Below are 13673 nucleotides of genomic sequence, written 5' to 3'. Positions count from 1 at the left end.
ATCATTCTTATTATCATAGTCAATTGAGTCGATAGCTTGTTTCAATTTTTACTTATTGCCCTTGAACATAAGCCAGCATTGCCAGGCACGAAGGGCTCCCCTGCCCTAAAACAACAAGGGCCTACGCGTTACTACGTAGGCCCTTGTTGTCGATAAGCGGTCTGAAAAGCACCGCTGTACTGTTCTACAGCGTGCCGCCCGTCTGCTTTTCATCTAAAGCGCTGAGCACCACGTCGCGGGTCAATTCCGGAGCCAGCATTTCCAGTAGCTCAAAAATATAGTCGCGCAGGAATGCCCCTGCCTTGACGGCAACTTTGGTGTGATGAACACCGAACAAGTGACCTGCAGGCAAACCAACCAGGCCTTTATCGCGCCGCGGATCAAAAGCGATACCCGCGATAATGCCGATTCCCAAGCCCACATCTACATAGGTCTTGATCACGTCAGCATCAATAGCCTCCAGCACGATGTCTGGTGTGATTCCGTGGGCTGCAAAGGCCGCATCGATAGAACCTCGACCCGAGAAAGCATGGTCATAGGTCACGATGGGGTATTGGCCCAGGGTTTCAATCGAGAGCTGTTTGTTGGCCGGTAAATCCGCCAGGGGATGGTCTGGCTTGACCACCACCGTGTGTTCCCAAGAATAAACAGGCAACGCCACTAACCCGGGTGTCTGAGCCAGGGTTTCGGTAGCAATGGCTACATCCGCCTGTTCATGCACCACCATCTGGGCCAATACCGGCGGGCTGCCCTCTGCCAAGGACATATGGACCTTGGGAAAGCGACGGCGAAACTCGGGAATCACCTTGGGCAGCAAATAACGTGCCTGGGCGTGGGTACAAGCGATCACCAAGGTGCCTTCATCGCGGCGGGCAAAGTCGTCGCTGACTCGCTTGAGGTTATCGATCTCGCGCATGATGCGGTCAATCACCTCGGCGACGGCTTCTCCCGGACGGGTCAAGCCCTTGATGCGTTTACCATGACGTTCAAAAATCTTGATGCCCAGTTCATCTTCAAACTCGATGATCGCTTTAGACACACCCGGTTGGGAGGTATAGAGCGAACGAGCGGCTTCAGTCAGATTGAAGTTACGTCGGATGGTCTCTCGGACAAAGCGAAATTGTTGAATATTCATATAATAATAGCCCTCGGTACAGGGCTATTATATGTAATAAGAAACTGATTGCTTATAGCATTCAGTTATATATTTAGATTCAACGATTACGTCATGCTGATTGTCGTATTCATGGTGTTGGCATGAGCCTGCCAGCGTGCCGTCACGGTTTTAGTCTGTGTCCAGAACTGAACTGCTTGTTTGCCGTTCGGGCCCAGATCGCCCAGCTTGGAAGCGCGAGAACCGGTAAAGCTGAACCAGGCGACAGGCACTGGAATCGGGATATTGATACCGATCTGCCCCACATCAATACGGTTCTGGAAGTAGCGTGCATGGCCACCATCTTGTGTGAAGATGGACACACCATTGCCATTGGGATTGCGGTTGATGAACTGCACCGCCTCTTCCAATGTATCGACGCGCACAATGCACAACACGGGCCCGAAGATCTCCTCTTCGTAAATGCGCATTTCCGCTTTCACATCGCTAAATACGGTTGGGCCTACAAAGTTGCCACTCTCGTAACCGTCCACCTTGACGCCACGGCCATCCAGCAAGAGGCTGGCCCCTTCCTGCACGCCGGCTTCAATCAAGGATTCCACACGCTGACGGGCACGTGGTGACACCAGTGGTCCCAAATCTGCCTGACGGTCAGTACCCACATTGACCTTCATCGTGGCAGCGCGCTTGACCAGCTCGTCCACCCACTCGCCGGACTCACCCACCATCACTGCTACAGAAATCGCCATACAACGCTGACCGGCCGCCCCAAAGGCTGCGCCCAGCAATTGGTTGATCGCAACATCACGATCTGCGTCCGGCATAACAATGCAATGGTTTTTAGCACCCATCATGGCTTGCGAACGCTTGCCCGCTTCGGTAGCACGGCGGTGGATTTCAGTACCGACTGCCGTCGAACCAATAAAGGAAACGGCTTTGACTTCAGGGTGAGTCACCAGCGCATTGGCAATATCCGCTCCGCCGTGAACCACGTTCAGCACACCTGGAGGCAGGCCAGCTTCCAAAGCCAGCTCAGCCAGCATCAGGCTGGCGCTTGGGTCTTGCTCGGAAGGTTTGAGCACAAAGGTATTACCGCAGGCCACGGCCAGCGGGAACATGAAGCACGGCAGCATCACAGGGAAGTTGAAGGCCGTCACACCGGCACACACGCCCAAAGGCTGGATCAAGGTGTAAACATCAATGCCGCCTGCCGCGTTTTCTGCGTATTCGCCCAATTGCATAGAAGCAATAGAGCACGCGTATTCGATAACTTCCAGGCCACGGCCAACTTCGCCCTCGGCGTCCGGCATCGTCTTGCCATGCTCGCGCGAAATGGCTTCGGCCAGCTTGGTGCTGTTTTCACGAACCAGGCGCTGCAGATTGAGCATGACGCGCATACGAGCGCCCTGGCTGGAATGACGCCAGCTTTCATAGGCTTTGGCCGAGCTGGCAATAATGGTTTCCAACTCTTCCATCGTGGCATAAGGCACTTGTGCCACGACTTCCTGGGTTGCTGGATTGAGCACGTCATCCCAACGGGTGCTCTTGGACTGCACATGTTGTCCATCGATCAGCAAAGGTACACGAACCACTTCCGTCATAGCATGTCTCCAATTAATCGCTCAGGCGGCTAAGCCTTATTTGTTATCCCACTTGTATGAGGGTTCTTATCGAGTGTAGAAGCCTAAGGACCCGTTTACCATGTTGAAAAATGCACAGGAGCTGGGCATTTATGCACAAGTCTTTTTCAAGGCAGGGGCAGCAAGATGGACTGGGACAATCTGCGATATTTTTTGGAAGTAGCACGCTGCCAACGAATCAGTTTGGCAGCCCAACGTCTGGGGGTGCAACATAGCACGGTCGCCCGCCGGATTCAGGCTTTAGAGCAAGAACTGGGTTTGCGCCTGTTTCATAAATCCACCGTCAGCGGCTATAGCCTGACCAGCGAAGGCCTGAATCTGCAACAACGAATGGAGCCCGTGGAAAGCCGCCTGCTGGCAGCACGCGATGCCATCACTGGCAAGGCGCGCCCTTTGACTGGCAAGCTGCGCCTGGGTTGTACCGAAGCCTTCGGCAGCTATGTACTGACACCCTTATTAAGCATTTTTCAGGCTCAGTATCCAGAACTGACGCTGGAGTTGCTGCCAGTGCCGCGCCCCATCAGCTTGTCACGCCGCGATGCTGATCTGGCCATTGCCTTGGAGCGCCCTCAGCGCGGCCCGTATTGGTGCACTCGTCTGGCTGATTACAGTCTGCGGCTCTATGCCCATCAAGACTATTTAAGTGCGCATCCGCCTATAGAGACCGTACAGGACCTGTCTCAGCATCGCTTCATTGCCTATGTGGATGATCTGGTATTTAGCGATAGCCTTCGCTACCTGGAAGAGATTGTGCGCTCCGCTGCGGTACGCTTTCGCAGCACCAGCGTCATTGCTCAATATCAGGCGACCCTGCAAGGCCAAGGCATTGCTGTACTGCCCTGCTTTCTGGCCAAAACCGACCCGCGACTGCGCTGCGTACTGCCTGATCAAGTCGAGCTGAGACGCCGCTTCTGGATGTTCTGTCACGAAGAACAACGCCAGAACCCCAGCTTGACCCGACTGTGGCACTTTCTGAAGCAATCCGTGGAGGAACGGCAGGACCTGCTGGATGGGGCCTAGGCAATCGACAGGCCATCGGAGCCGTGTTGCGCAAAGCAAGGATATAAAAAAAGGGGCTATCCGCCCCTTTTTCTTCAATAGATCAACTGCCAGATTGCTTAGGGGCCTTGATGCGCAGCTTATTCCACATCATGAACATCATGATCAACAGGAATACAACATGAACCAGCCATAGGCCCACTTCAAAATCCAGCTGCTCGCGCCGTATCCAGCCACGCGACAAGTTGATGAGGTTCATGTAGAGCAATCCCACCAAGCCGGCCAGCAAGATATTGCCGGATCGGCCCATACGCGGGTTGACCGCTCCCAAGGGAATGGCCAGCAAGGCCAGATTCAAGGCGGCCAAGGGCAAGGCCAGTCGCCACATAATTTGCGAGCGGGATTCGGCATTATTATCGCTGAACAGCAAACCGGTCTGCCGGGCTTTGATCTGCTGCTCGGCACGAGAACGAATAGTTTCCGCTGTATTTCCCGCATCGCGGCTTTCAAGGCGCATACCGTAGCTTTGAAAGTCCACCATACGGAATTCGGCCTGACCGGGCTTTAAGTCATAGCGGTGGCCTTCGGTCAGCACCAGAAAACGATCACCATTGGGCTGCTCCTCCATGCGGGCGCTTTGCGCAGTCACAATGCTGAGCCACTGTGGGTCAATGACTCGTGCAATGACATTACCCAGCTCATCCCCTTCTTTTTCTGGCGAATCGGCATAAAACACACGTGCGCCGTCGTCCGACTCAATGAATTGGCCGGCGGTAACTTTACTCAAGTCCGAGCGCTGCTCAAAGCGCTGACGGTATTCAGCAATCTGGCGGTAGGCCCAGGGCGAGGCCTGCAAGGTCAGGACAGCAATCAAAGCCGCCACGGGTATCGCACATTGCAAAACCGGCGTAATCCAGTTTTTCAAGGACAAACCGCTGGCAAACCAGACCACCATTTCAGACTCTCTGAAGCTGCGCGTAATCGTCGTGAGCACGGCAATGAACAGAGAAACAGCCAGAATGATCGGCAAGGCCGTGATGCTGGAAAAGGCCGCCAAACCTAACACGACGTCAGGTCCAATCGTGCCGTTGGCCGCTTCACCTAACAAACGCACCAGAAGTACACTAAGCCAAACAATCAGCAAAGTGGACAGAACAACGCCACTGTGACTTAAGATTTCGGAGACCGCAGAGCGTTTAAATAGAGACATATGAGAATTTGCGAGATAATCGCAGGTACGATTTGCGACACACTGAGGATAGTTGAATGGAATTTAGCACACAGACATCCGCTTCTTTGCACCAAATTAAGACAGCCGCGCTAGGCGTGGGCGTCTTTGCAGAGGGCATTCTAAGCCCCGCAGCGGAACTTATCGACCGCGCCAGCAACGGAGCTGTGAGCGCCGCCGTCAAAGCCGAGTTTAAAGGCAAGCCCAATACCCATCTGGTGCTGCGCAATCTGCCCGGAGTTAAGGCTGAACGCGTTATTTTAGTCGGCTTAGGCGCTCAAGAGGAATACAAAGCAGTAACACACTCGCAAGCCCAGGCTTGCCTGGCGTCTTACTGCCTGAAGGCAGACCTGAAAGAAGCCGTTTCGGCGCTGTCCAGCATCGATTGCAAAGGCACCACCTTGCGCAGCCGCGCCCAAGACGCCGCGCTGGCGGTGTGCCGCGCCAGCTACCGCTATACGGCAACGTTCAGCAAGCCCGAGCCCGCCCCGCAACTGAGTCAATTTCTGTTGTGGACGGCCCGCACGCAAGCCAGCGAAGCCAAGGCCGGTCTGGAGCAAGGCCATGCCATCGGTAACGGTGTAAACCTGACCCGCCTGCTGGCCGATCTGCCCGGCAATATCTGCACCCCCACCTATTTGGGCAAAACGGCTAAACAGCTGGCCAAAGAATTCAAGACGCTGAAAGCCGAAGTTTTGGAGCGCAAGCAAATTGAAGCCTTGAAAATGGGCTCATTCTTGTCCGTAGCCAAGGGTTCGGATGAGCCGCCTGCTTTCATCGTGCTGCGCCACACCCCTAATACCAAGACCAAACACGAGGACGGCCCTATCGTTCTGGTAGGTAAAGGTCTGACATTTGACTCGGGTGGTATTTCTATCAAGCCTGCCGGCAATATGGACGAGATGAAGTACGACATGGGCGGTGCTGCCAGCGTTCTGGGTACCATGCGCGCTATTGCCGAGCTGAATATCGACCGCGAAGTGATCGCTGTTGTAGCTTCGTGCGAAAACATGCCTAGCGGCCGCGCCAACAAACCTGGCGACGTTGTTACCAGTATGTCCGGCCAGACCATCGAAATCCTGAACACCGACGCCGAAGGCCGTCTGGTGCTGTGCGATGCGCTGACTTACGTCGAGCGTTTCAAACCTGCTGCCGTGATTGATATGGCAACCTTGACCGGTGCGTGCGTAGTGGCCCTGGGTCACATCAACACAGGTTTGTTCTCTACGGACGACGAGCTGGCCGAATCCCTGCTGCAAGCTGGCAAGCAAACCGGTGACACAGCATGGCGCATGCCTATGGACGACGCCTACCAAGAGCAACTGCGCTCGAACTTTGCGGACATGGCCAATATTGGTGGCCCACCTGCCGGTTCGGTGACCGCCGCTTGCTTCCTGGCCCGCTTTACCAAGGCGTACCGTTGGGCTCACCTGGACATCGCTGGCACTGCCTGGCGTGGTGGCAAGGACAAGGGCGCCACAGGCCGTCCCGTGCCCCTGCTGGTTCAGTACCTGCTTAATCAGTGTCGCTAAGCATGACCCGCGTCGATTTTGCATTCGGCGCGCCAGACCGCTTGCGCATGGCCTGCGAGGTCGTGCGCAAGCACTACGAGGCGGGCCGTCATGTGGTGGTGTATCTGTCCGATGCACGCCAACTGGCCCGCTTCGACCGCCTGCTGTGGGGTTTTGAATCCACCGCCTTTGTTCCCCACGTTCATGTGGACGACCCCTTGGCAAGCAGCACCGCTGTCCTGCTAACCAGCACCACACCGGTGCCTGCGGGTGAACAAACCTGGCTGTTAAATCTGGATACCCAATGCCCGCCTGGCTTTGAGCAATTTCCCCGTATTCTGGAGATTGTTTCCGAACGAGAAGCGGACCGTACCCAAGCCCGGGAACGCTGGCGCGTCTACCAAACCCAGGGTTGTAAATTGCATGCCCACAAACTGAGTGCTTGAATAATAAAGAAGATTCTTGATTATTCAGGTAATTGTCAGTTATTCTTGACCACTGATCTCTCTGTATTCTAAGGACTCATCATGAGCGAATTTCGTCAATCAAGCCTGCCTGAGCACAACGGCACCCTGGGCGCCCAGTCGCTGATTGCTCGCAATCGCGTCCTGCGCAACACCTACTGGCTGCTGGCCCTGTCCATGATTCCCACCGTGTTGGGAGCCTTGCTGGGCCTGTCCTCCGGCATTAACCGGGTCATGGGCGCCAGCCCCGGCCTGAGCGCCATTGTCTTTCTGGTCGGTGCCTTTGGCCTGATGTTCCTGGTCGAAAAGAACAAGAACAGCTCGCTGGGCGTTGCCCTGCTGATGGCTTTCACCTTCTTTATGGGCATCATGCTGTCCCGTCTGCTGGGCTTTGTGCTGGGCATGGGTAACGGCGCCCAGCTGATTATGCTGGCCTTCGGCGGTACCGCCGCCGTGTTTGGCGCTATGGCAACCATCGCCAGCACCACCAAGCGTGATTTCTCCGGCATGCAGAAGTTCCTGTTTGTTGGCGCTGTCATCTTGCTGGTTGCCGCCTTGGCCAACATCTTCCTGCAACTGCCAGCTCTGATGCTGACCATCTCGGTCATGGCCATCGGTATTTTCTCGGCCTTCTTGCTGGTTGATCTGCAACGCGTCATCAATGGCGGTGAAACCAACTACGTATCCGCCACCCTGGCTATCTACCTGGATGTCTACAACATCTTCAGCAACCTGCTGATGCTGTTGGGCGTGCTGGGCGGTAACCGCGAATAAAACCGCGATTTCCCTGGCTCTCCAAGCCCCCTTTCCAAGGGGGCTTTTTTATTCTGGATGAATCAGAATCCTTTCTGAAAGAATCACCCACAGGCTAGCCGCTGAGCGGGCCAAGTCTGATTGGCACCCCTGATCCCCCTGATCCAGGCTAGCGTTCCTACGGGGCTCCTGCGCCCCCCAGATACCGCTATCACCCTGACGGACTACCCTGTTTTTCGTGTCCAGAAACAGGCGCGCGGGTATAGTAAACCTTATAGAAAAATTTCCCCTTTGGAGAACACTGGTGGCAGTCTTTGAAACTCAACATATAGTCGATAATCTACGCGGTGCCCGCGAAGAATGGCGACAGGCGCATCAACGCTTGAACGAGCTTGAAGGCCAGGAATTTCCTTCTGTGCAGGCTTTGATTCGCGTCACCGAGCAGCTCAAAGGCATCCTCTTTCCCATGCGTCTGGGCAGTCCCGAACTGCGTCGTGAATACGAAGACCATTTCGTTGGCCACAACCTGGGCCAAGCCCTCAATACCTTGCTGAAACAAGCCCGTATTGAGCTGCGTCGTGCTGCGCTGGTCAATGGCTCGAATCAGGAACGCTGCGCCATTGATGATCAAGCCCACAAGGCAATCCAGTCCTTCGCGAATTTGCTGCCTCAGCTGCGTCGCACTTTGGACCTGGATGTAGTGGCGGCCTACCAAGGCGACCCGGCAGCCCGCAACGTCGACGAAGTGCTGCTGTGCTATCCCGGCCTGCTGGCCATGATTCACCATCGCATTGCCCACGCCTTGAACAAGCTGGATCTGCCCCTGACTGCGCGCATTATTGCTGAACTGGCTCACAGCCAAACGGGCATTGATATCCACCCAGGCGCTCAGATCGACCATTCCTGTTTTATTGACCACGGCACCGGTGTCGTGATTGGCGAGACGGCCATCATCGGCAAGCGCGTCCGTATTTACCAGGCTGTGACCTTGGGAGCCAAGCGCTTCAATAAAGACGAGAAAGGCTTGCTGCTCAAAGGTCAGCCCCGTCACCCTATTGTTGAAGACGACGTGGTTATCTATGCTGGCGCAACCATTCTGGGCCGCGTGACCCTGGGCGCAGGCAGCACCATTGGCGGGAATGTGTGGATTACGGAAGATGTGCCGGCTGGCTGCTCGGTCACTCAGGCCAATTTGCTACGCAATCAGCCCCTGGAATCCCATTGCCAGTCTAATCCTTAGGCTGCAAACCCCGTAGCATCAAGTCCAAAGCGGCAATGCCTTGTGCCAGACGCACTTCATTGCCGTCCTCTTCCTGGGCAATCCAAAAGGCGGCTTCGGCCAAGCTGCCATAAATCAAAAAAGCCAGGGCTTGAGGATCGGCCTGCGACACCACTCCCTGCTCCATCAACTCCGCAATCAATGCCTGCATGGAACGAATGCAATGGCGCTGGGATTGTGGTGACGCGCCCCCTAATACCGACCGCGCATCCCGTAGCACAATACGTTGAATTTCTGGCTCCAAGGCCATTTCCAAGTAAGCGTGACACCGGCGACGAAACCCTTCCCATGCATCCTGTGCGCTATCTGAAATAGCCTGCAGGCGCTCGTCCATCTCGGCATCCAGCTGCTCAACCACAGCGGCCAGCAATCCCTTTTTGTCGCCAAAGTGATGATAAAGAGCGCCACGGGTCAAACCCGCATGAGCGGTCAAATCATCCATAGAGGTCTCTGCAAATCCTTGCTCGCTAAAAAAATGACGAGCGGTGGATACCAGGGTGGCACGGGTCTCTTCCATTTCCGCACGGGTACGACGGGCCATCGGGCTCTCCTTACATACGCAACGTATATATATTTACATACGGATCGTATGAATATAAGATTCTATTCATACGCCATGTATGTATTGTCGCTTCGCCCTCTCTTTGTGGCAAGCCGCCGTGTTCTGGAGATCCCATGTTTTCCCCCTATCGAGCTCTTTTTTGCACCCCTGGCACCCGAGGCTTTGCCTTGGCGGGCCTATCGGCCCGACTAGCCTTACCGATGACCGGTATCGGCATCATCACCCTGCTTGCGCAACTGCGCGGAAGTTACGCCCTGGCAGGTGCTGTGTCAGCTACCTTCGTGCTGAGCTATGCCCTGCTTTCGCCTCAGATTTCACGCTTGGTGGATAAGCATGGACAAGCTCAAGTGTTGCCTTGGGCCAGTGCCATCAGTAGTGGGGGGCTACTTTTAATCGCCCTTTGCGCCTGGAGACAGGCACCCGCGTGGACTCTGTTTCCAAGTGCCGTACTGGCCGGTTTCATGCCCAGCATCTCGGCCATGATTCGCGCTCGCTGGACGGCCTTGTATCGTGGTCAAACTCGCTTGCAAACGGCCTACTCTCTGGAAACCGTATTTGATGAACTCAGCTTCATCACAGGCCCCGCTCTGTCAGTGGCCTTGTCTCTTGCGCTGATCCCGCAGGCCGGCCTTTTAATCGCTGCCTTATTGCTGATGCTAGGAGTCACCCTGCTGGTCCTGCAACGCAGCACGGAGCCTGCCCCTCTGGCCATCAATTCCGGCGCACCGAACGCAGGATCTGTCATCCGTCTGCCTCGTGTTCGTCTACTGGCGCTGCTAATGGCTGCTATGGGTCTAATCGTAGGCAGCGTGGATGTCGCCAGCGTCGCACTGACTCAGCAATGGGGCCGCCCCGCGGCAGCCAGCTTGGTTTTAGCGGTATACGCCAGTGGCTCTTGCTTGGCCGGGCTGCTATTTGGCGCGCGCCCTTTGTCTTTGCCACTACCCAGACTGTTGTTATTGGGCGGCATAGGTACTGCCCTGAGCTGTGTTCCTTTGTGGCTGGCAGGCAGCCTCCCCTCCTTGATGGCCGCTGTATTCCTGGCCGGGCTGTTCTTTTCTCCCACCATGATTGTGGCGATGTCTCTGCTTGAAGAGCTGACAGGCGAGCAAAGCCTGACTGAAGGCATGACCTGGTTGCTTGCTGGCTTGAATGTCGGTGTAGCGGCGGGCGCAGCGGTTTCGGGCTATCTGATCGATCACCAAGGAGCGGAAGCCGGATTTACGGTGGTATTGGGTGCCGCCCTTCTAGTGCTGGCCTTTGCAGGCTTGGGCAGCCAAAACCAACACACCCCTGTGACTAGCTAAAGCAGCTTTGCTACGCCTCTACTCTAGGAATAACTCAAATGACCGTCTCTAGCCCGACCAAAGACATTGCTGCGCCTCGCTGGTTTGCCGTGGCCGCTGTTGGACTTGCCACCTTTTCAGTCGTCACCACAGAAATGCTGCCCGTAGGCTTGCTGACTCTGATCGCCCAATCCCTGAATACCTCTGCCGGTTCAGCAGGTTTGTTGATTTCTTTACCTGCTTTGCTGGCCGCCCTGTTTGCCCCATTAGTGGTCTTAGGAGCTGGCAAGATGGACCGGCGCCGACTTCTATGCGGCTTGCTGCTTCTATTGGCTATGGTCAATTTGGCCTCGGCTCTGGCTCCCAGCTTTACCTGGCTCTTGGCCGCACGCATTCTGGTTGGCCTTTGCATGGGCGGGATCTGGGCCATTGCAGGCGGACTGGCATCCAGATTAGTACCCGCTTGGGCAATAGGTCTGGCCAGCTCCATTATTTTTGGCGGTGTCGCGGCCGCTTCTGTCTTAGGGGTTCCCTTGGGCGCACTACTTGGACAAGCGGCGGGATGGCGCTGGGCTTTTGGCTTCATGTCCTTTTTCAGCATCCTGGTCTTGCTGCTGCTTTATACCTGCCTTCCCCCTTTGCCCGTTTCTTCTTCCACACAGGTGCGTCAGTTCAGCGCGCAATGGGCCCGACGCTCAGTCCAACTGGGGCTGCTACTGACCGTGTTACTGGTTGCCGGGCACTTCATGGTGTTCACCTTCGTTCGGCCGCTGCTACTGAACGTGAGTGGCTTTGATGCGCAATGGATTAGCGCTTTATTGTTTGCTTATGGGATTGCAGGCATTACTGGCAATTTTTTGATCGGCTTGTTGGCACACAAATACCCCTTGGGCAGCTTGACGGTGATCGCGTCCGGGCTGCTGCTGTCCATGCTCCTGTATTTGACCGTGGGCACAAGCCAGCTTGGGGGTGGCAGCACCTTGCTGCTCTGGGGGCTGGCCTATGGCGGTGTCTCTGTGGGCCTGATGAGCTGGATGATGAAAGTTGCCCCTGATGCCGTGGAGATCGTCACTGCCCTGTATGTTGCCATCTTCAATATTGGTATTGGTCTGGGTTCCTGGGCAGGCGGCGGGCTGGCAGATTCCTTGGGCTTATCCGCCAATCTGTGGATCGCTGCCGGATTAAGCCTGGCTGCGCTCGCTCTCATCGGCTACCTACGCCGACATCACAATTAAGGTCGCAAGGACAAGGACAAGCCTGATCCCACTTTATTGATAACTTGCTAATGAGTGAACACCAGCAAAAAGCCCCTTTTTTATAAGGGGCTTTTCCAATAAATGCTCAAGTACTTTTACGCTCTGAACGCCACCAGCGCACACCGCCTTCCAGCGCCACAAGCAGCACAGCGATCCAAATCGGAATGTACGTCCACCACTGATCGGCTTGCATGGGCTCCCCCAGCAAAAGAAAGGCGACCCAAAACAAAAGCACGGGTTCCACGTAACCCAGCATCCCGAATAAAGCCAAGGGTAGCTGCCGGCTGGCGGACAAATAACTGACCAGCGCAATGGAGCTGATCAAGCCCAAGACGGGAATTTGCCAGAAAAGGCGGGGGTGTTGGGCAAACTCTCCCCACATTGTGGTGTCTTGTACAAACAGCAACCAACACGCAGGCAGAAATAGAAAGCTCAGGTCGAACCACAAAGACGCCAATGAGCCCAAACGCAAATAACGGCGCAACATGAAATACGGGGGATAGCCCAAAACCACAACGGCGGTCGCCCAGGACACGCTACCCACTCGCAAAAGCTCATGCAGCACACCGGCACCGGCTAACACCACCGCTACCCACTGGATCGTACTTAACTGGTCTTTGTAAAACAGGCGCCCTACCAGCACCATCATCAAGGGCAGCAGAAAGTACCCCAAGGACACATCCAGCGCCATCTGATGCAAAGGCGCCCAGACAAAGATCCACAGTTGCACTCCAACCAGGATTGCAGCCAATAACAGCAAAGCAAAATAGCGCCAGTTGCCAGGCCAGTGACGCAGCACCCAGCGGACTTCTCGCCAGCGCCGCGCACGAGTGATTACCAGGGCCAAAGCAGGCAAGCCCAGCACTATCCGCCAGGCGAAGATCTGCTCGCCGCTAAGCGGCTGCAAAACAGTCGCGTAGTAGTACAGGCAAGCGAATAAAGCTGAGGCTAGAACCGACAGCAACACGCCTTGTTTCATGCACTCACCATGCCCGCTCGCTGGCGCCGCACATAGGCATGCACCAGACTGAACAAGCGGTCACGCTTGAGCAAGGTGGCTGTATCCAAGGCTTTTGCCTCTTCGGTCACCATGAAAGAGGGTAAAGCGTCCAACAGATGCTGCATCATTTCTGGATGCTCGGCCATGAAACGGCATAACAGCTGATCCGGCTCCCACAAGCTGATCCCCAAACGCCGCAGCTCGGAACGATTGAAGTCTTTCAGATTGCGCGTCACAATCCCTACCCCAAGTTCAGGGTGCCGCTGCTGAGCCAGACGAGCGGTAGCAATCACATGCCAGTCCTTGGCATCGGAGTAGCGCAAATCTTTTTTGTACTCGCTGCTGTCGCCTAAATCAGCTTCCGGGTAGCGTTGCTGCAAGTGCTGCCACTGCTCCTCGATCGAGCTCGGCATCACTTTCCAAAGCCGGCCCGCATTCCGGCGCCACTCGTCCCCAATGACAGGACTCCACACCGGCTTGAACAACTGCTCGTCTGCCATGGCCAACAGCAGGCGTCGCAGGACATTGGAGATCAAGACACAGGTATCCAGGACCAGTACAGACGGAAGGGAGATGGCCAT

Annotated in this window: 13 protein-coding genes; 7 read left to right on the top strand and 6 right to left on the bottom strand. The window is 55.6% G+C overall.

Features of this window, described 5'->3' with window-relative positions:
• Positions 1–184: 184 nt before the first annotated feature.
• Together AC1RSM_RS01695 and AC1RSM_RS01690 are read right to left on the bottom strand one after the other, a co-directional pair.
• Positions 185–1135 carry a CysB family HTH-type transcriptional regulator gene (locus AC1RSM_RS01695; protein ID WP_492928853.1) on the bottom strand — a complete coding sequence of 317 codons (951 nt, stop codon included), beginning with the start codon at positions 1133–1135 and terminating at the stop codon, positions 185–187.
• Positions 1136–1221: 86 nt separating this feature from the next.
• Positions 1222–2715, bottom strand: coding sequence for a CoA-acylating methylmalonate-semialdehyde dehydrogenase (locus tag AC1RSM_RS01690; protein ID WP_492928851.1), 1494 nt, complete (start codon positions 2713–2715; stop codon positions 1222–1224).
• Positions 2716–2880: 165 nt separating this feature from the next.
• Here AC1RSM_RS01690 and AC1RSM_RS01685 point away from each other — a divergent pair, with 165 nt between their 5' ends.
• Positions 2881–3774, top strand: a complete 894-nt coding sequence (locus AC1RSM_RS01685; protein ID WP_492928849.1) for a LysR family transcriptional regulator — start codon at positions 2881–2883, stop codon at positions 3772–3774.
• Positions 3775–3856: 82 nt separating this feature from the next.
• Here the strand turns inward: AC1RSM_RS01685 and lptF are convergent, their stop codons facing one another.
• On the bottom strand, positions 3857–4963 hold the full coding sequence (gene lptF / locus AC1RSM_RS01680) for an LPS export ABC transporter permease LptF (RefSeq protein ID WP_492928847.1): 1107 nt from the start codon (positions 4961–4963) through the stop codon (positions 3857–3859).
• Between the two features lie 56 nt (positions 4964–5019).
• On the opposite strand from lptF, the gene AC1RSM_RS01675 reads away from it, so the two are divergent.
• From AC1RSM_RS01675 to epsC, 4 genes are all read left to right on the top strand, one after another.
• Positions 5020–6513, top strand: coding sequence for a leucyl aminopeptidase (locus AC1RSM_RS01675; RefSeq protein ID WP_492928845.1), 1494 nt, complete (start codon positions 5020–5022; stop codon positions 6511–6513).
• A 2-nt stretch (positions 6514–6515) separates the two neighbouring features.
• Positions 6516–6938 (top strand): DNA polymerase III subunit chi, encoded by a 423-nt coding sequence (locus tag AC1RSM_RS01670; RefSeq protein WP_492928842.1) that lies wholly within the window; start codon positions 6516–6518, stop codon positions 6936–6938.
• Between the two features lie 81 nt (positions 6939–7019).
• Complete coding sequence (locus AC1RSM_RS01665) at positions 7020–7730, top strand: Bax inhibitor-1/YccA family protein (RefSeq protein WP_042482383.1); 711 nt, start codon at positions 7020–7022, stop codon at positions 7728–7730.
• A 283-nt stretch (positions 7731–8013) separates the two neighbouring features.
• Positions 8014–8949 (top strand): serine O-acetyltransferase EpsC, encoded by a 936-nt coding sequence (epsC, locus tag AC1RSM_RS01660; RefSeq protein ID WP_492928839.1) that lies wholly within the window; start codon positions 8014–8016, stop codon positions 8947–8949.
• On the opposite strand, the gene AC1RSM_RS01655 is transcribed toward epsC, so the two are convergent.
• Positions 8939–9529 carry a TetR/AcrR family transcriptional regulator gene (locus AC1RSM_RS01655; protein WP_492928837.1) on the bottom strand — a complete coding sequence of 197 codons (591 nt, stop codon included), beginning with the start codon at positions 9527–9529 and terminating at the stop codon, positions 8939–8941. The genes epsC and AC1RSM_RS01655 overlap by 11 nt on opposite strands.
• Before the next feature lie 134 nt (positions 9530–9663).
• Between AC1RSM_RS01655 and AC1RSM_RS01650 the strand changes: the two genes are divergently transcribed.
• Together AC1RSM_RS01650 and AC1RSM_RS01645 are read left to right on the top strand one after the other, a co-directional pair.
• Positions 9664–10857 (top strand): MFS transporter, encoded by a 1194-nt coding sequence (locus AC1RSM_RS01650; protein WP_492928835.1) that lies wholly within the window; start codon positions 9664–9666, stop codon positions 10855–10857.
• A 38-nt stretch (positions 10858–10895) separates the two neighbouring features.
• Complete coding sequence (locus AC1RSM_RS01645) at positions 10896–12071, top strand: MFS transporter (protein ID WP_492928834.1); 1176 nt, start codon at positions 10896–10898, stop codon at positions 12069–12071.
• 106 nt (positions 12072–12177) lie between these two features.
• Here AC1RSM_RS01645 and rarD read toward each other — a convergent pair whose 3' ends face one another.
• The gene (gene rarD / locus AC1RSM_RS01640; protein WP_492928831.1) at positions 12178–13071 is read right to left on the bottom strand and encodes an EamA family transporter RarD; all 894 of its coding nucleotides are present in this window, start codon (positions 13069–13071) and stop codon (positions 12178–12180) included.
• Complete coding sequence (locus tag AC1RSM_RS01635; RefSeq protein ID WP_492928830.1) at positions 13068–13673, bottom strand: PIN domain-containing protein; 606 nt, start codon at positions 13671–13673, stop codon at positions 13068–13070. Before AC1RSM_RS01635 ends, rarD begins: the two co-directional genes overlap by 4 nt.

This window comes from Alcaligenes sp. GW821-FHT11D07, assembly GCF_058808495.1.
Note: the sequence above shows the minus strand (reverse complement) of the source record. Positions and strands in the feature narration are given on the sequence as shown.